Source organism: Caulobacter vibrioides (genome assembly GCF_002310375.3).
Taxonomy (GTDB): Bacteria; Pseudomonadota; Alphaproteobacteria; order Caulobacterales; family Caulobacteraceae; genus Caulobacter; species Caulobacter vibrioides_D.
Genome location: NZ_CP023315.3, coordinates 1,242,702 through 1,263,931 on the forward strand (window position 1 = coordinate 1,242,702; position 21,230 = coordinate 1,263,931).

Consider the following 21,230-nt stretch of genomic DNA (forward strand, 5'->3'; position numbering starts at 1 on the left):
GCGTTCGAGGGACCTTAATGGATCGCATCGCCATCATCGGCGGCGCGCAGTTGAACGGGACGATCCCGGTCAGCGGCGCCAAGAATTCTGCCATCAAGCTGATGGCGGCCAGCCTGCTCACCGACGAGCCGCTGCGCCTGACCAACATGCCGCGCCTGGCCGACACCCGCTTCCTGGGTAAGCTGCTGATGCGCCTGGGCGTGCAAGTGACTGAGAGCGATGGCCCGGACGGTCAGCAAACGCTCCTGCACGCGCCGGAGATCACCAGCGGTTTTGCGCCCTACGATCTGGTCCGCCAGATGCGCGCCTCGTTCAACGTGCTGGGCCCCCTCGTGGCGCGCTCGGGCCAGGCCAAGGTCTCCTTGCCCGGCGGCTGCACCATCGGCGCGCGTCCGGTCGATCTGCACCTTCAGGCCATCGAGGCGCTGGGCGCCAAGATCGACCTGCACGAGGGCTACGTCTACGCCCAGGCCCCGCGCGGCCTGAAGGGCGCGGAGATCCGCTTTCCGTTCGTGTCGGTGGGCGCCACCGAGCACGCCATGCTGGCCGCCGTGCTGGCCGATGGCGTGTCGGTGATCCACAACGCCGCCTGCGAGCCGGAACTGGTCGACCTCCAGGAGTGCCTGAACGCCATGGGCGCCAAGGTCGAGGGCGCGGGCACGCCGACCGTGACGATCACCGGTGTTCCGCGTCTGCACGGCGCGACGCACGCCGTCATTCCGGATCGCATCGAGATGGGCACCTACGCCGTGGCGGCCGCCATGGCCGGCGGTGAGGTTCGTCTCAGCAACGCCCGTCCCGGCCTGATCGACGCCTTGCTCGACAAGCTGAAGGAAGCCGGCGCGAGCGTCGAAGAGACGGCCGATGGCTGCATCATCCGCCGTAACGGCCAACGCCTGAGCGCGGTCGACATCGAGACCGCGCCGTTCCCCGGCTTCGCCACCGACCTGCAAGCCCAGTTCATGGCCTTGATGACCACGGCCAAGGGCGAGAGCCGCATTCGCGAGACCATCTTCGAGAACCGGTTCATGCACGCGCCGGAGCTGATGCGCCTGGGCGCCGACATCTCGGTGTCGGGCGGCGAGGCGCGGGTGCGCGGCGTCGACCAGCTGGAAGGCGCGGAGGTCATGGCCACCGACCTGCGCGCATCGGTCAGCCTGGTGATCGCGGGCCTCGTCGCGCGCGGCGAGACCACGGTCAGCCGCATCTATCACCTGGACCGGGGCTTTGAGCGTCTGGAAGAGAAGCTCGGCGCCTGTGGGGCTCAGGTCCGTCGCATCAAGGGCGACGGCGAGGCGGAACTCTGACCATGGCCGAGGCCGCCAAACCCTTGCGCCTGCTGGCGCACGACGCCGACGATCTGAGCGTCCTGTCGGCGGCCCTTCAGGACGCCATCGCCAAGATCGGCGATATCCGCTGGGACGCTCAGGCGCGGACCCTGACCATCGCCTGCAACCGCTTCCGTTGGGAGGCTCGCAAGGGCAAGCAAGGCGAGCGCGTGCGCTCGGCGCTGCAGTTCGGCGACGTCTCCAGCGTCCAGGCGCGCAATCTGCGCCGTGACGCCAAGGGTGCGGTGGTCGAGCTGCTGTCGATCGGCTTCGAGCCGGCGCAGGAGGCTCCGGCCGGCGTGGTGATCCTGACCTTCGCGGGCGGGGGCGACATGCGGGTCACGGTCGATTGTCTCGACGTCGCGCTGGCGGATGTCTCCGATCCTTGGTCGACATCTCGGACACCGGGACACGCAGACTGAAAGCCTTCGATTTAGGCGCCTGCTCAAACCCTGAGCGGCGCCTTTTTTCTGGTCTTTCCAAGGGCAGGCCCGGCGCCAGCGATTCGTCCCACGCGCTAGTGATCGCGTCGCCAATTCGCCGGAAGGGCGAGCGGTGTTAACCTAACGCCACGCGTCCAACAGAGGCGCGAACGTCAGGGAGGCCCTCATGGCCAGAAAGACCGCCTACTCGATGGGCGAAGCCCAGTCCGCGTTTTTCCGTGCATGCGACATCACCAAGCCCGAGCCGCCGGTGCTTCGGCACGGCGGTCCCTGCTTCGACTGGGGCCGAGCCACCCTGGTCGCGCTCAGCTTCGTATTCTGCGCCGGGCTGGCGACGCTGGCCTACGCAGCGCTGGCGTAAGCGGATCGCGCCATAACGACGTCCCGCCAATTGCCAGCGTGCGCGATCCGCTCCTAAGGTCGGGTCGGGTCGCGTCGCGGCGGGGGCCGGCGCGCTGGGGACGGATCGCACCCGCGGAGAGCGGCATGCGCGCGCCCGACAGCGACCTCTGGAACGAAGACCTGGCGCCAACGGCCTCCTGATGCGGCGCGCCGCGACGAACGACCCCGCCATTCCGTAGGCTTTCGGGCTTGCCTTGGTCGGAAAAAGCCGCATCTAGCAGCCCATGCGCCGCTTCCTGTTTTCCGACCCCGATTTCCAGTCCGCCTTCAAGGCCTTCCTCGACGAGCGTCGCGGCTCGCCGGCGGATGTCGACGCCGCCGTCGCTGTCGTGCTCGAGGCCGTGCGGACGCAGGGGATCGAGGCGCTGCTCGACTACGGCCGGCGCTTCGACAAGGTCGACCTGACGGCCGAGACGATCCGCGTGACCGCCGAGGAGATCGAGGCCGGCGCGGCTGAGACGCCGGCGGACGTGCGCGAAGCCATCGCCTTCGCCGCCGCCCGCATCCGCGCCTATCACAGCCGCCAGCGTCCGGCCGACCAGGCCTGGACCGACGAGGCCGGCGTCGAGCTGGGCTGGCGCTGGACGCCGCTGGAGGCCGTGGGGGTCTATGTTCCGGGCGGTCGTGCGGCCTATCCCTCGACCGTGCTGATGAACGCCGTTCCGGCCCAGGTCGCCGGCGTCGATCGCATCGCCATGGTCACCCCGCCCGGCAAGCTTCAACCTGCGGTGCTCGCAGCAGCCAAGGAAGCCGGCGTCACCGAGATCTGGCGCGTGGGCGGAGCTCAGGCTGTCGCCGCCCTGGCCTATGGCGCGGGTCCGATCCAGCCCGTCGACAAGATCGTTGGTCCCGGCAACGCCTATGTCACCGCCGCCAAGCGCCGCTTGTACGGCGTGGTGGGCATCGACGCCCTGGCGGGGCCGTCAGAGATCGTCGTGGTGGCCGATAACAAGAACAATCCCGACTGGATCGCCGCCGACCTGCTCAGCCAGGCCGAACACGACCCGGCCGCCCAGTCGATCCTGATCACCGACGACGAGGCTTTCGCCGCTGCGGTCGAACAGGCCATCGCCGAGCGCCTCAAGACCCTGGCCACGGGCGAAGACGCTGCGGCCTCGTGGCGCGACCACGGCGCGGTGATCATCGCGCCGCTGGACGAGAGCCCGGTCCTGGTCGACGCCATCGCGCCCGAGCACGTCGAGTTCGCGCTCGACAACCCCGAGCGCCTGTCCGACCGCGTGCGGCACGCCGGCGCGATCTTCCTGGGCCGAGTCACGCCCGAAGCGATCGGCGACTATGTCGCCGGCTCCAACCACGTGCTGCCCACCAGCCGCGCCGCGCGGTTCCAGTCGGGTCTGTCGATCTACGACTTCATCAAGCGCACCTCGATCGTGAAGTGCGATCCGGCCTCATTCGCCGTGCTCGGGCCGCACACCGTGGCGCTCGCCAAGGCCGAGGGTCTGCCCGCCCACGCCCTGTCGGCGTCAGTGAGGTTGCCAACCGGCGACTGACGCGCGAACCTCCTCCGTCAGATGAGCACCGACGCCCGCGCCAACCACCGGATCAAGTCGATCGAGATCGACGAGGAAAGCCTCGCGGCCGCTTCGCGCGACCAGGAGCAGGAGCGTCAGGTCGCGATCTTCGACTTGCTCGAGGGCAACTATTTCGAGCCCGCCGAAGCCGGCGAGGGCCCTTATGACGTGCGGCTGTCGCTGATCGAGAACCGCTTGGCCTTCGACATCTCCGGGGCGGGCTACGAGCGCCGGCACCTTCTGTCGCTTTCGCCGTTTCGAGGCGTGATCAAGGACTATTTCCTGATCTGCGACAGCTACTACTCGGCTATCCGCAACTCCTCGCCCCAGCAGATCGAAGCCTTGGACATGGGGCGACGGGGCCTGCACAACGAAGGTTCAAACCTTCTGCGCGAGCGGCTGGAGGGCAAGGTCAAGACCGACCTCGACACAGCGCGTCGCCTGTTCACCCTGATCTGCGCGCTGCACTGGCGGGGCTGACCGTGTCGCAGCCGTTGCCGGACGCGGTGCTGTTCACCTGCAACTACAACCGCGTGCGCTCGCCGATGGCCGAGGGCCTGTTCAAGCGATTCTACGGCACGCGCGCCTTTGTCGATTCGTGCGGCCTGAAGTCCGATCCGGCGGGGGAGGGGATCGACCCCTTCGTCGTGGCGGTCATGGACGAGCTGGGTCTGGATGTTTCCGACCACAAGCCCAAGACCTTCGCGCAGTTGGAGGATGACAGCTTCGATGTCGTCGTCTCCCTGACACCGGAAGCCCAGCACCGGGCCGTGGAGCTCTCCCGCGATCGCGCCGTCGAGATCGAGTACTGGCCGACCCACGACCCCACCCTGACCGACGGCTCGCGGGAGGCGCGTCTCGAGGCCTATCGCGAGGTCCGCGACGGGCTGGCGGCGGCCATCAAGCAACGTTTCGGCGCGCCATCGACGTTTGGGGGGTAATTGCGCTATAGAGGCGCCTCGCCGCGATCGGCCTCGCTCTGACTCGATGTCAAAGCGGGCCGCGCGGCTATTCGATTCGTCCCTTTGAGAGGCCTGATGGCTAAGGAAGAACTGCTCGAGTTTCCCGGTACGGTCAGCGAATTGCTGCCGAACGCCACGTTCCGCGTGAAGCTGGAAAACGACCACGAGATCATCGCTCACACCGCCGGCAAGATGCGCAAGAACCGCATCCGCGTTCTGGCCGGTGACAAGGTGCTGGTCGAGATGACCCCCTACGACCTGACCAAGGGCCGTATCACCTACCGCTTCAAGTAAGACGCCGATGGCTCCGAAGACGGCCGCCCCAGTGGCCGCCGGGCCGGCGCTGGTGCTGGCCAGCGCGAGCCCCCGGCGCCTCGACCTGCTCGCCCAGGTCGGCGTCACGCCTGACCGGGTTGATCCCGCCGACATCGACGAAACACCGCTTCGCGACGAGACGCCCCGTCGTCATGCGTTGCGACTCGCGCTGGAGAAAGCGCGGGTGGTCGCTGCGCGCGCGCCGGACGATTTCGTGCTGGCGGCCGACACCGTCGTCGCTGTCGGACGACGTATTCTCCCCAAGGCCGAGACCGAGGCCGATGTTCTCTATTGTCTCAAGCTCCTGTCGGGCCGGAACCACAAGGTTCTGACCGGTGTGGCGCTGATCGCGCCCGACGGCCGCGCGGCGACCCGCCTGGTCGAGACCAAGGTCGGGTTCAAGCGCCTGTCCGACGCTGAGCGCGACGGCTATGTCGCCAGCGGCCAGTGGCGCGGCAAGGCGGGCGGCTATGGCGTCCAGGGCCTGGCGGGCGGGTTCATCACCGACTTGCAAGGCTCTTATCCCAGCGTCGTGGGCCTGCCCCTGTACGAGACGCTTAACCTGCTCTCCGGCCTGGGTTACCGCCCATGAGCGCAAAAGCGCCCACCGTGCGTCGCGCCTATCTCTACAAGGGAGTGGGGGAGACCGTCGGCGTTGTGACGCTGGATGGCCGTCCCGAGCGCCTGATGGTCGAATGGCCGGGCGATGATCCCCTGGACGCCGAGGGCGTGCGGGGCGTGGCGCGGGTGCGCAAGATCGAGAAGGCCTTTGCGTCCGCCTTCGTGCAGTTGCCGGGCGGCCAGGACCTGATTCTACCGCTTCGTCCCGACATGCCGGCCCTGGTCGAGGGGGGCGTCGTCGAGATCGAGATCAAGACGCCGTCCCGCGCGGACAAGGCGGGCGTCGCGCGATTCGTGGCCGAAGGGCAGGGCGAGCCGCGCGTCTTGGCCCAGGCCCCGTCGATCGAGGAGCGGCTGCATCAGGTCGTGAAGGCTGGATCGCCCACGACCGGTGACAAGGCCCTGCTGGCTGTGGAGGAGGCTGAGGCGGACGCTCTGGCCACCGTCTTCAGCCTGCCGGGCGGCGGAGACATCGCCGTCGAGCCGACGCGGGCCCTGACCGCCATCGACGTGGATCTTGGCGCGCGCGAGGGCGCAGACTCCAAGCGCGCGGCGCGGTTGGCCAACATGGCGGCGGTGAACGTCGCCGCGCGGGTGCTCCGACTCAAGGGACTGGCCGGAATCATCGTGTTCGATCTCGTCGGTCGGGGACATGACGCCCAGGCGCTGACCACGGCGGCGCGCAACGCCTTCGCTCCGGATAATCCGGGGGTGGGAATCGGCGCCATCAGCAAGTTCGGTACGCTCGAGATGATCGTGCCCAGACGGTCGCCGCCGATTCTCGATCGCCTGCTCTCAGCGGGCGGGGGATCCAATCCGCGGCATGTCGCGCGGCGCATGGCGCGGGCGCTGGAGCGTGAGGGCAGGGCGGACCCCGGCGGGCGCCTGACCGCGCGTTGCGCCCCCGCGGTCGCCGAGGCCTTCCAGGCTGAGCTTGATCAGGGCGTCGCCGAGCGTTTGGGGCGGCGTTTCGGGATCGAATCCATGCCCGGCTGGCCCGTCGACCGATTTGAGGTGTCTGCGAGATGAGCGCGAAATGTCCGATTTGCGCCAAGCCCGCTGATTCTGCGTTCCGGCCGTTCTGCTCGAAACGCTGTGCGGACGTTGATCTGCAGCGCTGGCTGAGCGACCGCTACGTCGTCGCGGGCGGCGACGATGACGAGGAAAATCCGCCATCCCAAGACATCAACAGGGAATGATAAAACGGCGCTGGACATCCTTTCGCGCCTCCCCTATAGACCCGGCTCCTCGCTGCACGGCGAGGTCGCCAAGGCGGTTTCAACCGCCAAAGCCCGGATGCCTGGGTAGCTCAGTTGGTAGAGCAGCGGATTGAAAATCCGCGTGTCGCTGGTTCGATTCCGGCCCCAGGCACCACTCCCCATTTCCTTCCTTTCGGAAGTCAGGCTCGTCCAGAAGGTCGCCCGGTTGTCCGGTCGGCCCTCGCACTGTTCCTTCGCGGGGCGAGCTTGTTTACGCCGCGCGGACGTCCCATCTGCCGCACAGACAGGCGCCTTTCTTCACAGACCCGCGTTTTGTTGCCTTGCTGCAGTGCAGCATGGTTTTTCTCGTTGGCAGGGAAAAACCGCCCCGAAATCCGGAAAACCGTTTTGTGCAGTGCGGTAAGGCCCGCAGGCCACGGGGGCGGGCGATGAATTTGTGCCCAAATGAGACCCTTGACGGTGCGAAAAGGGGTTGCCAAAGGACCCCAGCCGCAATTCTAACATTGCGGTAAGACCGGAGCCCCAAAAGGGCGTCGGTTGCACGCGCTTCGAAACGATCCTTCTGGAGGCTGGTCCTCGTGAGGGGCGTAACGGGTCGAGCGCAGCGAAGCGGGTCCGCTGGGGGTGAGAGCTATCGAGCTCCAGGCGGACTATTCAGAGTTAGGGTGGAGACGCTCTCGCGCGACGACCCTCGGTCCAAACGTGCTAGGCCAATCAGGAACTGGCGACAGATGCTCGACATTAAACGGAAGACCCCCCTCATCGCTCTCGTCGGCGCCGTGGCGCTGATGGCGAGCGCCCCGGCTTTTGCGCAAGACGCTGCGGCTCCCGCCGCCGCCTCCGCTGAAGCTCAACCGGCCACCGACGCCGCCGCCGCTCCGGCCGCGGACGCCGCCGCCGCCGCTGCTCCGGCTCCCGAAGCTGCTCCCGCCGAAGAAGGTGGCGAGGCCAAGGCCAGCCACTCGCTGACCCCGGTCGGCATGTTCATGGCCGCTGGCGTGGTCGTGAAGGTCGTCATGATCGGCCTGATCCTGGCCTCGGTTTTCTCGTGGGTGCTGCTGCTCACCAAGATTTTCGAGTTCGCCGCGCTGAACAAGCAGTCGGACAAGTTCCTGGAAGCCTTCCGCGGCGCTCGCTCGATCGCCGACATCGCGCGCATCAGCTCGTCGGAAGAATTCGAAGGCAACCCGATGGCCGACATGGCCGCCGCCGCCTCGCAGGAAGTTGAGCTGTCGCGTCAGGCCGGCCTGGCCGTCGCCGGCGAGCACCGCGACTCGACGCTGAGCCGCGCGACCTACGCCATCAACGCCGTCCAAGCCTCGCTGGCCAAGCGCCTGTCGGGTGGCATGGTGTTCCTGGCCTCGGTCGGTTCGGGCGGTCCGTTCATCGGTCTGTTCGGTACCGTGTACGGCATCATGACGTCGTTCATCGGCATCGCGAACACCAACACGACCAACCTCGCCGTCGTGGCGCCGGGTATCGCTGAAGCCCTGCTCGCCACCGGTATCGGTCTGTTCGCCGCTATCCCGGCCGTTATCTTCTACAACTACTTCCAGACCCGCATCTCGGCCTACGGCACGCGTTCGGAAGGTTTCGTTGCTGAACTGATGAACGCCATCTCGCGCCAGCTCGACAAGGGGGCGTAACACCCATGGCCGCCAAGCTTTCAGGCGGTGGGGGCGACAGGTTCAACGTCGAACAGAACAGCGAGATCAACGTTACGCCCTTCGTGGACGTTATGCTGGTGCTCCTGATCATCTTCATGGTGGCGGCTCCGCTGGCCTCCGTGTCGGTCGAAGTGAACCTGCCGCCGGCGGTGGCGAAATCATCGCCGCCACCATCCAAGCCGGTTTACGTCTCGATCAAGCAGTCGGGACAGCTCTACCTTGGTGACAACGAGACCAGCATCGATGAGCTGGGCTACGACATCACCAAGAGCATGGGCCGTCGCGATCCGACGAAGGAGCGCATTTTCATCCGGGCCGACGAAAAGGTTCGCTATGGGGCTTTCATGGAGGTGATGAACACTCTCCAGGATAACGGCTTCTACAGCGTGGCTCTCGTCGGGCGGGATGATAGTCAGTAGGGGGTGATGCATGGCTGATCAAAATACGCCCGAGCATCGCCGCTACGATCCGCTCACTTCGGATGGTCCGCGTCGCAAGAAGGGCTTCGGTCCTTTCGGCGTCGCCCTGACTGTGGTGGTTGGTCTGCACGCGCTTCTCTTCGCGTATCTCGCGAAGCAAAAGTTCGAAGCGGTGTTCCAGGAGTACTCGGACGACGCGACGGTTGTGGAGCTGCCTCCGCCGCCGCCTCCGCCTCCGCCGCCTCCGCCTCCGCCGCCGCCGACCAATGAACCTCCGCCGCCTCCGGCCGTGGTTCAGCCGCGTCCCCCGGTGGCTCCGCCGCCGGACGTGACGCCGCCGCCGCCGCTGCCGATCCCGCCCGTTGAAAAGCGGGTGGAACAGACGGCTCCGCCGGTGATCTCGCCCACGCCTCCGGTTCCTTCGAACCCGCCGGCGCGCGCTTCGGTCATCACGCGTCCGGACTGGGCCCGTAAGCCCTCGGGCGATGACATGGCCCGGTACTATCCGGACCGTGCTCAGCGGATGGAAGTCAGCGGTCGTGCGACGATCTCGTGCACCGTGACGGCTAAGGGCACTCTGGAAGGCTGCTCGGTGGTTTCCGAATCGCCGGCTGACATGGGCTTCGGCGATGCGGCTATCCGCTTGTCGCGCCTGTTCCGGATGAAGCCCAAGACCCTCGACGGCGCGCCCGTCGACGGTGGCCAGGTGACCGTCCCGCTGGTGTTCCAAGTCCCGCAATAGGACCTGGATCCAGTCGATACCTAGGAAGCGCCCCGGAGTTTCGACTCCGGGGCGTTTTCCGTTCAAAACATCGGGATCGGTGCTTGATCCCGGCGGGCGATCCCACTAAAGACAACGCCTCGCGATGAGCCGGCTTAGCTCAGTTGGTTAGAGCGCTAGATTGTGGATCTAGAGGTCCTCGGTTCGAGCCCGAGAGCTGGTACCATCGCAAGTCCTTGAAAAGCCCGGCATTGCCGGGCTTTTTTCGTATCCGGCCTTGGCGTCGGACGTGACGTTCGTCCGCCCTTCCTGACTATTCAGTCGCCGCCAGGACGGGCGAAAGTCTTGCGCCGCACCGATCCCGGGACACGCCGGCGAGGGGGCGCGAGATCAGCCCCTTACGTTGCAATGCGCGGCGCTGATCCGACGACTACAGGCGACGTTCAGACCAAGCCGGCAAGTTCGCCCGCCAGCCGCAGATCCTGCACGAAGGACCGGTAGGCTGCGGCCTTGGCCGCCGTGTCCGTAAGCCGAAGAAGATGGGAGGGATGGAACGTCACCAGCCCTTGGACCTGATCGGGCAGGGTCAGAGGTCGTCCTCTCGACTCGGTGATTGGAGCCGCCCGTCCGGTCACACTAAGGGCGGCGGTCGCGCCCAGCATCACGATCACGCGGGGGCTAACCAGACGACGTTCGGCGTCCATCCACCCGCGGCAAGCGCTGACCTCGCCTTGAGACGGGGTCTTGTGGAGCCGCACCTTGCCCCTTGGTTCATGCTTGAAGTGTTTGACGGCGTTGGTGACGTAGGCCCGCTGGCGCGGCACGCCGGCCTCCGCGAGCGCGCGATCGAACAGTTGCCCCGCTGGACCCACGAAGGGGCGGCCCGCAAGGTCTTCTTGATCGCCGGGCTGTTCACCGACGAACATCAGCGGAGCGTTCGGCGGCCCTTCGCCCGGGACACTCTGGGTCGCGTCCCGCCACAGATCACAGCGCCGGCACACGCTGGCCCCCGCCAGGACCGCCTCCAGGCTGGTCGGGATCCCAGCGCCGAAAGAGGCGTCTCGGGCATGGCGCTGCGCCGCCTTGAGCACGCGGTCGGAGGGCGGGCGGGGCGGCGTCGCGACCATGGCGGCGGCTCGGTCCTGGGCGGCTTCGATCAGCCCCGGAATGAGCGCCGCCTCGGGAAGGTTGCGCCAATACCGCTTTGGCATCTCCTGGCGCATCTGGCGGGGGTTGAGACGGGCCGGGTTGAAGATCGAAGCGTAGTAGGTCCGCCAGAGCTCCTCCTGGGCGTCCTCGGACGGCGCGTCGGCCGGATCGGCTCCTTCGGAGACCATCAAGCGGTCGCCATCCCACGCCACGCAGACGTCCGGCGTCAGGATCGTCCAATCCATATTGGCGAAGCGCCGGGCGAAGAAGGGCGCCGTCGCCTCGGTCACCCGGTGCGCGGGCTCGAACCAGGCCGCGTAGGTCTCCTTCTCCGCGCCCTCGACCAGGCGAAAGCGGACAAAGGCCTTCATCTTGTGAGCGGCGCGGCTGACGGCCTTGGCCATGTCGCGCGCCCGCGCCATGTCCGTTTCGGCCGGATTGTCGATCAAGCGGGGTTCGCGTTCCAACCGCCAGAGGATGCGGTAGAGCAGGGCGAAGCGGTCGGGCGATCGGTTCAACACGACCTGCTGGGCCAGGTTCATGAAGGCGGCCGGTACGGCGAAGGTTCCGGCGGTCGCTGCGATCGGCTCCCCGTGATCAAAGAGGTCTCTCTCCACGGTCCATACAAGCGCCTCAGGTGGTGTCCCTTCGGCCCGCAGGGCTCGCGCAGCCTTTCGCCAGCCGTCGAAGTCGACTTCCGAACCCAGGCGAACGACGCGCATCAGAACAGGCTCAGCTGCACGGGAGCGGTCAGGGCGGCCTTGAGGTCCTCCTGATCGGTCAACGCGCCTGGACGCCAGTCTGCGGTCACCACGAAGGGCTTGGCGCGCTTCAGAACCGCGCCAACCCGCTTCAGGTCGTCGAGCGTGAGCCGGCTGATCCGACGCGCCGCCAGAACCCGCGCGACGGCCTTCGCGCCCAGGCCAGGGACGCGCAGAAGCGCTTCCTTGTCAGCGGTCTGTACGTCGATGGGAAACCGATCCCGATGTCGCAGCGCCCAGCCAGTCTTCGGGTCGACAGACAGGTCCAGGTCATCGCCTTGTTCGACGATTTCGGGCTGCGCAAAGCCATAGAACCGCATCAGCCAGTCGGCCTGATACAGGCGATGCTCCCGCAGGAGCGGAGGGCGCACCAGCGGAAGCCGATGGCTGGCGTCCGGGATCGGGCTGAAGGCGGAATAGTAGACGCGGCTGAGGCGATAGGCCCCGTACAGATTGGCGCTACGGGCCAGGATATCGCCGTCTCTGGCCTCGTCGGCGCCAACGATCAACTGGGTGGATTGGCTGCGAGCGAAGGCGCGCCGTCCCGATCGACGCGCGGGCTCGGCGTGGTCGTCGATCGCCAGGCGCATACGTCCCATCGCCCGCTTGATGTCGGTGGGGTCCTTTTCAGGCGCCAGCGACTTCAAGCTATCGTCGCGCGGCAGCTCGATATTGATCGAGACCCGGTCGGCGTAGAGGCCGGCCTCGGCCGCTAACTCGGGCGAGGCTTCGGGGATGAGTTTCAGGTGGATGTAGCCTCGGAAGTCGTGGTCCAGGCGCAGCGACTTGGCCACCCGAATCATCTCTTCCATCGTGTAGTCGCCCGAGCGGATGACGCCAGACGACAGAAACAGGCCCTCGATATAATTGCGCTTGTAGAAGTTGAGGGTGAGGTCGACGACCTCCTTCACCGTGAACCGCGCCCGGGGCGTGTTCGACGACACCCGATTGATGCAATAGGCGCAGTCGTAGATGCAGAAGTTGGTCAGCAGGATCTTGAGCAGGCTGATGCAACGCCCGTCCGGCGCATAGGCGTGGCAGATGCCCATGCCTTCGGTCGAGCCGACGCCCTTGCCGTCGAGCGAGTTGCGCTTCGCCGCCCCTGACGACGCGCAGGAGGCGTCATACTTCGCAGCGTCGGAAAGAATGGCGAGCTTGCGCCTGAGATCGAGAACGGCCATGCGCACATGGTATCGTTCTCTTTTTGTTCTTGAAAGCCTAAGGGTGCGACGTTTGCGCTAGGCTGAACGTCGCACCCCGAAGCTGTAGCGAGAGGCAGACGCCCGAGGCGCCGGCTCCTCACCCAAAAGGCTTAGCCGTTGACGGCGTCCTTCAGTTGCTTGGCCGGCGTGAAGGCGACCTTCTTGCTGGCGGCGATCTCGATGGTCGCGCCCGTGGCCGGGTTGCGGCCGGTGCGGGCCGGCTTGGCCTGGACCTTGAACTTGCCGAAGCCCGGGATCGAGACTTCATCGCCCTTCACGGCGGCGTCGGAGATCGACTTGAAGACGCCGTCGATGATGGCCTTGGCCTGGGTCTTCGTCAGTTTTTCGTCGGCGGCGACAGCGGCGTCGACCAGATCGGAAACGTTCATCTTCTCAAGCTCATTCCTGTGAATCAGGGAAATCCGAGCCTGACGACGCCGATCGCGTTTGTCACCCGTTAGGAAAGGTTAAAACGTCGATTCACGGGGACAAAACGTCCATGGCGCGGCGTTTTTTAAGGTCAAGGCGCCTTGGGAGCGCTCGCGAGAAGCCTGAACGGCCTGTTGCAGCGCAAAAACGAGGATGGTTCAGCGCCGCAAGCCGCTTGATTCTGACCGGCCGCAAAGCAAAAGACCCCGCAGTATGCGGGGTCTGAAGATGCCGTTCCGGCTGGCGTGCGAGGATGGGCCCTATGGCGCTTCGTCGTCCACCATGGCGCGCACCAGATCGACGACCCGGCGACGAAGGCGACGGTCGGCGAGGCGCGGGAAAAGACTGGCCAGCTCGAGGCCTTCCGGCGTCGAGACGAACTCGGTCATGCGCTGGGCGAATCCATCGTCCACACCACCGTCGGTCTCGTTGAGACCTTCGAAGAAGTACGACACAGGCGCCTGAAGCAGTTTCGCGGCGTCGTAGAGCTTGCTGGCGCTGATCCGGTTGGCGCCGCGCTCGTACTTCTGGATCTGCTGAAAGGTGATGCCGAGGGCGTCAGCGACTTGGGTCTGGCTGAGACCCATCATCTTGCGACGAATTCTCAGCCGGGCCCCCACATAGAGATCAACGGGATGGGCCTGTTCGGCTGCGGGTCGATCGTTCATCCGCCTTTATTCCCTCCAACACCGGTAAACGGCTGACTGTAGTCTTAACGGATATAGACCGAGCTTGGCGGCTTCGTCACGCGCAGCCATGCACGGAACGGGTCTTCGCGCTGAAGTGTCGCGATGTATGGTTTACCCTTATGGTTGATTTGGGCGACTTACGCGTTGTTTGGGACTTGACGCCGCAGGTCTCTGAAGGTGTCTGCGCGCCATGAAACTTCGATCGGGCGCGCGCGTCGCCGTGGCGGGAGCCGGGGCCTTGGGATCCGCCGTGACCCTGCGGTTGGCGCGCCTGGGTTTCGAGGTCACGGTCTTTGATCCTTCTCCGCCTGGCGTGAACGCCTCCGGCGTGGCGGCCGGCATGCTGGCGCCGCTGAGTGAGGCGCTCTTCGACCCCGCCTCGCGCCACCACCTGGATCTGATGCGGCGCGCGCGCGCGCTATGGCCAGACTTCGCGCAGGCGCTGGGGCTCATGCTGGTTCGCAGCGGCGTGCGGATCGAAGGCGCGGACGCCTGGCGACGCGAGGTTGCGACGCGCCTGGACGCCTTGGGAGCGCCGGCCGGCGCCCTCGTCGTCGAGGATTGGCGGATCGATGCTCGGCAGGCGCTGGAAGCGCTGCACGAGGCCGCTCGCCAGGCGGGGGCCGAATTCCGATCCGTCGCCGTGCAGGGATTCGAGCCTGGCGTTGTCGAACTGGCGGATGGCCGCCGCGAAGCGTTCGACGCCCTGGTGCTGGCCACGGGTCCTGGAGTCCGCCACGGCGGCATCGCGCCGGAGACGAGCACCTTGGAGCCCATTAAGGGGCAAATCCTGCGTTTGCCCGAACGGGACGAGGGGGAAACGCCCGTCGTTCGAGGCGAGGGCGTCTATCTCGCACCCGGCGCCTCGCTCGCCATCGGCGCAACGATGGAGCATGGGCGCGATGATCTTGCGCCAGACCCGGCGGCGACCCGCGCGCTGCGCGCCGCTGCGGCGATGCTCCGGCCAGACCTCGATCTGGATAGCGCCGCGGTTGACGTCGGGGTCCGGGTGACCACGCCAGACGGACTGCCTCTGGTTGGCTGGAGCCAAACGCCTGGGGTGATGCTTGCTGTGGGTGCGCGTCGCAACGGCTGGCTGTTCGCGCCGCTTGTGGCCGACATGGTCGCAGCGTATCTGACGGGTGATAACCTAGGCCAGGACGCCACTGCGATGTACGCTAGGCGCTTCGAAAAGCCTTAGATCTAAGCAAGAAGAATAAGCAGGGGAGTTGGCCGATGTCGGGATTCTGGTTGACCGAGGAACAAGAGGCCATCCGCGAGGGCGTGGCCAAGGTCTGCGCGGCGTTTGACGACGAGTACTGGCGCCGCACCGACGAGACGGGTGAGTTCCCCGAGGCGTTCGTCGCCGCCATCGCCGAAGGCGGCTGGCTGGGCGTGGCCATGCCGGAAAGCGTGGGCGGCGCGGGTCTTGGCCTTACCGAGGCGGCGGTGATGATGCAGACGGTCGCCCAGTCGGGAGCCGGTTTCTCGGGCGCCTCGGCGATCCACCTCAACATCTTCGGCCCGATGCCGCTGGTGAAGTTCGGCTCAGACGAGCAACGCAACCGCCTGCTGCCCCGGATCATTTCGGGCGAGGACAAGATGTGCTTCGCCGTCACCGAGCCGAACTCGGGCCTCGACACCTCGAGCCTGGAGACCCGGGCCGAGAAGGTCGACGGCGGCTACCGCCTGAACGGTCGCAAGATCTGGACGACCGGCGCCCAGCGCGCCAACAAGATCCTGATCATCGCGCGGACGACGCCCAAGGATCAGTGCGCCAAGCCGCACCAAGGTCTGTCGCTGTTCTATACCGACCGCGAGAAGATCGAGGCCAAGCCGATCCCGAAGATGGGGCGCAAGGCCGTCGAATGTAACATGCTCTTTATCGAGGACCTGTTCGTCCCGGCGCAGGATCTGGTCGGCGAGGAGGGCAAGGGCTTCCAGTACCTGCTGCACGGTCTCAACCCCGAGCGGGTGCTGTTCGCCGTCGAAGCTATCGGCCTTGGCCGCGCGGCCCTGGCCAAGGCGACCACCTACGCCAATGAGCGGATCGTCTTTGGTCGTCCGATCGGTCAGAACCAGGGCGTGGCCCATCCGCTGGCCAAGTCGTGGGCCGAGCTCGAGGCCGCCAACCTGTTGGCCTTCAAGGCCGCCTCGCTCTACGACCAGGGCAAGGATTGCGGGGCCGAAGCCAACGCCGCCAAGTATCTGGGCGCCGAGGCCGGGTTCCATGCCTGCGAGGCGTCGGTGCTGGCGCATGGCGGCATGGGCTACGCCAAGGAGTACGACGTCGAGCGCTACTTCCGCGAAGCGATGATCGCGCGCATCGCCCCCGTCAGCCGGGAAATGATCCTGAACTTCATCGCCGAGCGCGTTCTCGGCCTGCCCAAGAGCTACTAGGAAAGAAGACGGCCGGGCCGCAAGGAAGGTTTGCGACCCGGCCTCCGCTTCAGCGCCGAAGGCAGGGCGTCTGCGTCATGGGGCTGTCAGGCGCCCGCGTTGAAGCGGATGGGGATGCGAACCGTCGCGCCGTCGACCGGCTCGCCGTTCTCGGTCTGTGGCTTCATCTTGAAGAAGCGCGAGATCTTGAGCGCGGCGCTTCCGAAGCCCTCGTCGGCCGGTGACTCCGCCGCGATGACGCAGTCCCGCACCGTTCCATTGAGCGCGACGACGCAGCTCAGCGTCGCCCATCCCGACAGACCTCGGCGCTGAGCGCTTTCGGGGTAGTAGCGGGCCATCTCATCGGCTGAGGGAATCCGCTGCCAGTTGGCGCTCGTGATCACCTTTGGCGGCGGCTGAGGCGGTGCCGGCGGTGTCGTGACCGTCGGCGTCAGGGTCGTGATCGGCCCCGGGGCGGGCGGACCGTCCGGAACAATCCTTGGATCGGCGATCAGCGGCGGTGGCGTTTCAAAGGGCGTCGGAACAGGGATGTGGAGCTTCGGCGCGGTGACCGCCGGCGGCGGCTTTTCGGTCGGCGGCGGCGGGGGAGGCGGCTTCGGGGTGAAGGGCACGGTTTCGACGATGAAACCGGTATCCGGCGCCATTGGCGGCATCGGCTGCGTCCACTTTTGGTAGGCGAGGTATCCGATCAGCGCGATATGCAGCGCACCGGACACACCTAGCCCGATCAGCAGCACCTTGGCGGGTTTGCGCGGCGCGTCATCCAGTCCCGGGATGCCGGAGCCGTTGGGGTGCAGAGCCAGAGCCATGTCGACCTCTCATTGGAAATTACGACTGTAGGATAAGGTCAGCACGGCGTAGCGCCGCTGTAAATTGACAATCGTAATCTATTGGTCGATTTTTCTTACAAGCGTAAGTCCGTGGTGGGCGCGCGCTCTCGTCGCACCCGCGGATCAACGTGGTTAATCGTGGATTAACCATGATCGGCGACTCCTGGGTCATGCCCGCCGTCAACTCCCTCCGCAACGTCGTCGAGTCGGCGATCCAGCGCGCGTCGAACGCGACGGGGGTCGACTTCACGTTCCTGATGGGCACGGCCAAGCGCGAGAGCGGTTTCAATCCCGGCGCAAAGGCCAGGACCTCATCGGCGTCCGGTCTCTTCCAGTTCGTCGACCAAACCTGGCTGGCCACGCTGAAGAAGCACGGCTCCAAATACGGCTACGCGCGGTACGCTGATCTGATCAGCCAAGGGGCCGACGGGCGCTACCGGGTCGAGGGTGATGAGGCGCGAAAGGCGGTTCTGGGTCTGAAGATGGATCCGCACGCCGCCTCCCTGATGGCCGGCGAGCTGGCGTCGGATCACGCCTCCTACCTGCGCGGCCGCGTCGGGCGCACGCCCACGGCGGGGGAGCTCTACGCCGCCCACTTCCTGGGGCCGCAAGGCTCGGCGCGCCTGATCCAGGCCGTTTCGGTCTCGCCCACCGCCAACGCCGCCGCGATGTTCCCGGAAGCCGCCCAGGCCAACCGCTCGATCTTCTACCGCGACGGGCGACCCGCGACGGTGGGCGAGCTCTACGCCAACCTGACCAAGACCGGCGGCGCCACCCGCGTCACCGACCCCGCTCAGGCGCGCGACGCGTCTGGCGATCAAGGCTTCATCCAATACGCCAGCGGACGGCGATTGGAGCGCATTCGCCAGCAAGAGGCTGTCGTGGACCTGATCCTGCGGGGTTCGCAGGATATCGGCAGCCCGTTCGGGGACTCCAAAGGTTCCGGCATGGGCGCGGGTCAGCGCCTGGCCAGTTCGATGTTCTCCGCCGAGATGCTGCGGGTGCTGGCCGAGGCCAACGACAAGGTCAAGCAGCGCTGACCTTGGTCAAGGCCGCGACCTGATCTTCTGACCAGCCCAGCTCTCGGAACACCGCCGCCGTATCCGCGCCAAGCTTGGGGGCGGGGCCGCGTGGGCCGTCCTGCGCTCCCGGGAAGCGCGCCGGCGCCGCCGGAGCCTTGAACGTTCCGCCTGCGCCGTCCGGGGTCTCGACAAAACATCCCGCCGCCTCGGCCTGGGCGTCCAGCGCCAACTCACGCGGGGTCTGGTAGGGCGCCCAGGTGATATCGCCAGCGTCCAGCGCGGCGGCGGCGGCCTCATAGGTCATGGCGCCGAACGCTTCGTCGAGAATGTCGACCAGAGCCTGCCCGTGTTCCCGCCGCGCCTTGGCGGAGCCAAAGCGGGGGTCGTCGACCAGCTCCGACCGTCCGGCGGCGGCGGCGATCCGCGGCCAGTCGACGGAGCCCTGCCGAGGCAGCAAGCAGATCCAGCGGCCGTCTGCGGTCATGTAGAAGTTCGCAAGCGGCTGGACGGCCTCGCGGCGCCCCCGCGTCGAGGCCAGTTTCCCGAACCGCAGCTGGATCGCCATGTCCGACCCGATCGCATAGACGCCGGTGCGCAGCAGCGAGGTCTCGACCAGCCGGCCAACGCCCGTGCGCGTGCGTTCGTGAACCGCCGCCAGGATCGCGGACACGGTCGCCAGAGAGGTCACATGGTCGCCCATGCCGGTCCGGATCGGGAAAGGTTCGGCTCCCTTGGGCGCGGTGATCGCGCCGACACCCGCGCGCGACCAGAAGGCGGCGACGTCCATGCCCGGCTTGTCCGCATCGGGCCCCGTCAGGCCATAGCCCGAAAGGCTGCAGTAGATCAGCCGCGGATTGACGGCCTTGAGCGCCTCATAGTCCAGGCCCGCCCGGGCCAGCGCCGCCGCCCGCACATTGGTCAGGAAGATGTCGGCGGTGGCCACCAGCGCCTTCAGCGCCTCACGGCCAAGCTCGCTGCGGATATCCAGCACAACAGCCCGCTTGCCGCGATTGTCGAGTTCGAAGACCGGGTTGGCGTCCTGGTCCGAGCCGATGGTGTCGAAGAACCGCCGCATCGGATCGCCCTCGGGCGACTCCACCTTGATGACGTCCGCGCCCCAATCGGCCATGACGCCGGCGGCGCCGGGGGCGGCGATGTAGGTCGCCAGTTCAACGACGCGCAGGCCTTCCAGCATCGCTTCCTCCCATATCTTATCGTTGCCGGGGAGGATGGGCGAGGGCGGTCGTCGAGGGAAGGCTTACCCTGCGGTACGTGTGGGATCAGGCGGCCGCCTTGGCGGGATCGCTGCGATCGAGGGCGGCGGCGTCGGCGAGGGCTCGCGCCACGCCAGCCACGCTGACAGGCTTGCGCAGGATGATATCGGCCCCAGCTTCCAGGAACTCGGCGGCCTCTTCGGCCTCGCCGTCGATGATCGCGACGATCGGGGTCGACTGGTTGGGTCCCTCGCCTTGGCGCAAGGTCGCCGCAGCCGAAGGCCCGTCCATCACCGGCATGCGGTGATCCAGCATCAGCAGGTCGAACTCGGCGATCTTGGCGAGGTCCGCCGCCCGGCGACCGTTCTGAGCATGCACCACCTGATGGCCAAGCTGTTCCAGGACCGCGCGCAGCATAGCCGCGTTCAACGCATCATCCTCGGCGATCAGGACGCGCAGGGCTCGCGGCGCCCCCGGGGCTTCCATCGTGACGGTGTCGAGCTCTTCCTCAAGTTCGCTTTGGGCGGTCGGATCGAAGGGCAGCGTCAGCGTGAAGCAACTGCCCACGCCAACCGCGCTGCGGGCGTCCAGCGCACCGCCCATCAGGCGGGCCAGTTGACGGGCCAGCGACAGTCCAAGGCCGGCGCCGTTCACCCCGGCGCCGGTGCGTTCAACGCGGCGGAAGGGTTCGAAGGCCTGCTCCATCTCTTCGCTGGAGAGGCCCGGACCGGTATCGGCCACCTCGATCGCGATGAGCTCGCCGCGGACCTCCAGTCGCACTTCGACCCGGCCGCGCACGGTGTATTTGATCGCGTTCCCCAGCAGATTCGAGACGACCTGCCGGGTGCGCAGCGCGTCCGCGATCACCGCGCCCCTGGCGGGACCGCGCAGCAGCGGATCGATGTGCACCGACAACTCCAGGCCCTTGGTGGCCGCATGCGGCTTGTCCAGAAGGGTCAGGTCCTGCACTAGGCGGACGGGGTCGAAGGGGTGGGCGTCAACCTGCAGTCGGCCGGATTCGGCGGTCTCAGAGTCGAGCGTCGCATTGAGCACGGCGATCAGGTCTTGGGCCGCGTCGAGCGCTGCGTTGAGCTGCTCGCGCGAGGGGGCGGCTCGACCGCCTCGCCCGGCGGCGGCGGCCAGGACGTGGGTGACGCCTGTCAGCCCGTTACGAATTTCATGGCTCAGGGTCGCGACGATATCGGACTTCGAGCGCGCCGTGCGTTCGGCTTCCTCCAGAACCCGGAGGCGCTCGTCGACGAGTTGCTCGTGCGCGATCGCCAGGTCGTGCTGGCGGCGGAACATGCGGTTGAGGATCAGCGCCAAGGTCATGGCCAGCGCCGTCGCCCCGAAGGTCAGCTCGCCGGCCAGGCGGCTATCGGTCTGGGAGAACTGCGCCACCAGTGGGCCCGCGGCGGCCACCGGCGCGATGATCAAGAGGCCCGGCATATAGGGCGCGGCGAAGAACGTGCACAGCACGGCCCCAGCGGTGGCGAGCAACAGAAGCGTTTCTCGGGCGGGACCCGCGCCGTGCGCGAAGATCGAAATCTGGACAACCGCCAGCGCCCAGAGCACGCCGCACAGGACGTGCACGCGGGCTCGCCGCGCCAAATCTTGCGACGGTTCGTCGCGCAGCCAGTTCACCGCAGCGTAGAAGGCGCCCCAATTGATCGCGAAGACAACAAAGCTGGCGGTCATCCAGAGCGGATTGGCCGCGAACGATCCGACCCAGACGAACAGGGGCAGGCTGACCGCGAAAACCCCAAGGGCGTAAGGCAATAGCGCGGCCTGGGCGTCCAGGGCTTTGACCACCTGGGCGCCGTCCGTGGGTGTCACTGCTAGGCGGCGCTCGGCGATCAAGATCGCGCTCCTCTCGGTTGAGGCGGCACCCTAGTCGAGCGTGG

General features: G+C 66.9%; 23 protein-coding genes and 2 tRNA genes. 18 read left to right on the forward strand and 7 right to left on the reverse strand.

The genetic code is table 11. From position 1 onward, the window contains the following. The first annotated feature begins 17 nt into the window (after positions 1-17). The 15 genes from murA to CA606_RS05855 all read left to right on the forward strand — a co-directional run bounded on the left by murA (position 18) and on the right by CA606_RS05855 (position 9,856). Complete coding sequence (gene murA, locus CA606_RS05785; protein ID WP_096051992.1) at positions 18-1,307, forward strand: UDP-N-acetylglucosamine 1-carboxyvinyltransferase; 1,290 nt, start codon at positions 18-20, stop codon at positions 1,305-1,307. A 2-nt stretch (positions 1,308-1,309) separates the two neighbouring features. Continuing rightward, on the forward strand, positions 1,310-1,750 hold the full coding sequence (locus CA606_RS05790; protein WP_096051991.1) for a DUF2948 family protein: 441 nt from the start codon (positions 1,310-1,312) through the stop codon (positions 1,748-1,750). A 187-nt stretch (positions 1,751-1,937) separates the two neighbouring features. Further along, on the forward strand, positions 1,938-2,132 hold the full coding sequence (locus CA606_RS05795) for a hypothetical protein (protein WP_096051990.1): 195 nt from the start codon (positions 1,938-1,940) through the stop codon (positions 2,130-2,132). Between the two features lie 265 nt (positions 2,133-2,397). Further along, positions 2,398-3,684 carry a histidinol dehydrogenase gene (gene hisD, locus CA606_RS05800; RefSeq protein WP_096051989.1) on the forward strand — a complete coding sequence of 429 codons (1,287 nt, stop codon included), beginning with the start codon at positions 2,398-2,400 and terminating at the stop codon, positions 3,682-3,684. Between the two features lie 21 nt (positions 3,685-3,705). Then, positions 3,706-4,185: a UPF0262 family protein gene (locus tag CA606_RS05805; protein ID WP_096051988.1), complete on the forward strand. Its 480-nt coding sequence runs from the start codon at positions 3,706-3,708 to the stop codon at positions 4,183-4,185. A gap of 2 nt (positions 4,186-4,187) precedes the next feature. Continuing rightward, positions 4,188-4,646 (forward strand): low molecular weight phosphatase family protein, encoded by a 459-nt coding sequence (locus CA606_RS05810; protein ID WP_096051987.1) that lies wholly within the window; start codon positions 4,188-4,190, stop codon positions 4,644-4,646. 96 nt (positions 4,647-4,742) lie between these two features. Next, positions 4,743-4,961, forward strand: a complete 219-nt coding sequence (gene infA / locus CA606_RS05815) for a translation initiation factor IF-1 (RefSeq protein WP_004617696.1) — start codon at positions 4,743-4,745, stop codon at positions 4,959-4,961. 7 nt (positions 4,962-4,968) lie between these two features. Next, the gene (locus CA606_RS05820; protein WP_096051986.1) at positions 4,969-5,574 is read left to right on the forward strand and encodes a Maf family protein; all 606 of its coding nucleotides are present in this window, start codon (positions 4,969-4,971) and stop codon (positions 5,572-5,574) included. Continuing rightward, positions 5,571-6,632, forward strand: coding sequence for a ribonuclease E/G (locus CA606_RS05825; RefSeq protein WP_096051985.1), 1,062 nt, complete (start codon positions 5,571-5,573; stop codon positions 6,630-6,632). Before CA606_RS05820 ends, CA606_RS05825 begins: the two co-directional genes overlap by 4 nt. Continuing rightward, a complete protein-coding gene (locus CA606_RS05830) occupies positions 6,629-6,802 on the forward strand; it encodes a DNA gyrase inhibitor YacG (protein ID WP_096051984.1) in 174 nt (57 codons plus the stop codon). The genes CA606_RS05825 and CA606_RS05830 overlap by 4 nt, the downstream gene beginning before the upstream one ends. A 99-nt stretch (positions 6,803-6,901) precedes the next feature. Beyond that, positions 6,902-6,977, forward strand: a tRNA-Phe gene (locus CA606_RS05835). A gap of 577 nt (positions 6,978-7,554) precedes the next feature. Beyond that, a complete protein-coding gene (locus CA606_RS05840) occupies positions 7,555-8,469 on the forward strand; it encodes a MotA/TolQ/ExbB proton channel family protein (protein ID WP_096051983.1) in 915 nt (304 codons plus the stop codon). Positions 8,470-8,474: 5 nt separating this feature from the next. After that, positions 8,475-8,909: a biopolymer transporter ExbD gene (locus CA606_RS05845; RefSeq protein WP_062094562.1), complete on the forward strand. Its 435-nt coding sequence runs from the start codon at positions 8,475-8,477 to the stop codon at positions 8,907-8,909. Positions 8,910-8,919: 10 nt separating this feature from the next. Next, positions 8,920-9,651 carry an energy transducer TonB gene (locus CA606_RS05850; protein ID WP_096051982.1) on the forward strand — a complete coding sequence of 244 codons (732 nt, stop codon included), beginning with the start codon at positions 8,920-8,922 and terminating at the stop codon, positions 9,649-9,651. A gap of 128 nt (positions 9,652-9,779) precedes the next feature. Further along, positions 9,780-9,856 (forward strand) — tRNA-His (locus tag CA606_RS05855). A 217-nt stretch (positions 9,857-10,073) separates the two neighbouring features. Here the strand turns inward: CA606_RS05855 and CA606_RS05860 are convergent. The 4 genes from CA606_RS05860 to CA606_RS05875 form a co-directional block, all read right to left on the reverse strand. Then, complete coding sequence (locus tag CA606_RS05860; RefSeq protein ID WP_096051981.1) at positions 10,074-11,501, reverse strand: UdgX family uracil-DNA binding protein; 1,428 nt, start codon at positions 11,499-11,501, stop codon at positions 10,074-10,076. Beyond that, entirely contained in the window at positions 11,501-12,721 is a 1,221-nt protein-coding gene (locus CA606_RS05865) for a putative DNA modification/repair radical SAM protein (RefSeq protein ID WP_096051980.1), read from the reverse strand. The genes CA606_RS05860 and CA606_RS05865 overlap by 1 nt, the downstream gene beginning before the upstream one ends. A gap of 131 nt (positions 12,722-12,852) precedes the next feature. Then, the gene (locus CA606_RS05870; RefSeq protein WP_096051979.1) at positions 12,853-13,131 is read right to left on the reverse strand and encodes an HU family DNA-binding protein; all 279 of its coding nucleotides are present in this window, start codon (positions 13,129-13,131) and stop codon (positions 12,853-12,855) included. Positions 13,132-13,431: 300 nt separating this feature from the next. Continuing rightward, on the reverse strand, positions 13,432-13,839 hold the full coding sequence (locus CA606_RS05875) for a helix-turn-helix domain-containing protein (protein ID WP_096051978.1): 408 nt from the start codon (positions 13,837-13,839) through the stop codon (positions 13,432-13,434). 211 nt (positions 13,840-14,050) lie between these two features. On the opposite strand from CA606_RS05875, the gene CA606_RS05880 reads away from it, so the two are divergent. Both CA606_RS05880 and CA606_RS05885 read left to right on the forward strand, forming a co-directional pair. Then, a complete protein-coding gene (locus CA606_RS05880; RefSeq protein ID WP_096051977.1) occupies positions 14,051-15,061 on the forward strand; it encodes an NAD(P)/FAD-dependent oxidoreductase in 1,011 nt (336 codons plus the stop codon). A gap of 35 nt (positions 15,062-15,096) precedes the next feature. Further along, complete coding sequence (locus CA606_RS05885) at positions 15,097-16,260, forward strand: acyl-CoA dehydrogenase family protein (RefSeq protein ID WP_096051976.1); 1,164 nt, start codon at positions 15,097-15,099, stop codon at positions 16,258-16,260. An 86-nt stretch (positions 16,261-16,346) separates the two neighbouring features. Here the strand turns inward: CA606_RS05885 and CA606_RS05890 are convergent, their stop codons facing one another. Beyond that, positions 16,347-17,069 (reverse strand): energy transducer TonB family protein, encoded by a 723-nt coding sequence (locus CA606_RS05890; RefSeq protein ID WP_096051975.1) that lies wholly within the window; start codon positions 17,067-17,069, stop codon positions 16,347-16,349. 191 nt (positions 17,070-17,260) lie between these two features. Here CA606_RS05890 and CA606_RS05895 point away from each other — a divergent pair, with 191 nt between their 5' ends. Then, positions 17,261-18,130, forward strand: a complete 870-nt coding sequence (locus CA606_RS05895; protein WP_096053857.1) for a transglycosylase SLT domain-containing protein — start codon at positions 17,261-17,263, stop codon at positions 18,128-18,130. Here CA606_RS05895 and CA606_RS05900 read toward each other — a convergent pair. Together CA606_RS05900 and CA606_RS05905 are read right to left on the reverse strand one after the other, a co-directional pair. Further along, positions 18,117-19,307 (reverse strand): CaiB/BaiF CoA transferase family protein, encoded by a 1,191-nt coding sequence (locus CA606_RS05900; protein ID WP_096051974.1) that lies wholly within the window; start codon positions 19,305-19,307, stop codon positions 18,117-18,119. The genes CA606_RS05895 and CA606_RS05900 overlap by 14 nt on opposite strands. A gap of 85 nt (positions 19,308-19,392) precedes the next feature. Then, positions 19,393-21,186: a hybrid sensor histidine kinase/response regulator gene (locus CA606_RS05905; RefSeq protein WP_096051973.1), complete on the reverse strand. Its 1,794-nt coding sequence runs from the start codon at positions 21,184-21,186 to the stop codon at positions 19,393-19,395. Positions 21,187-21,230: the final 44 nt, after the last annotated feature.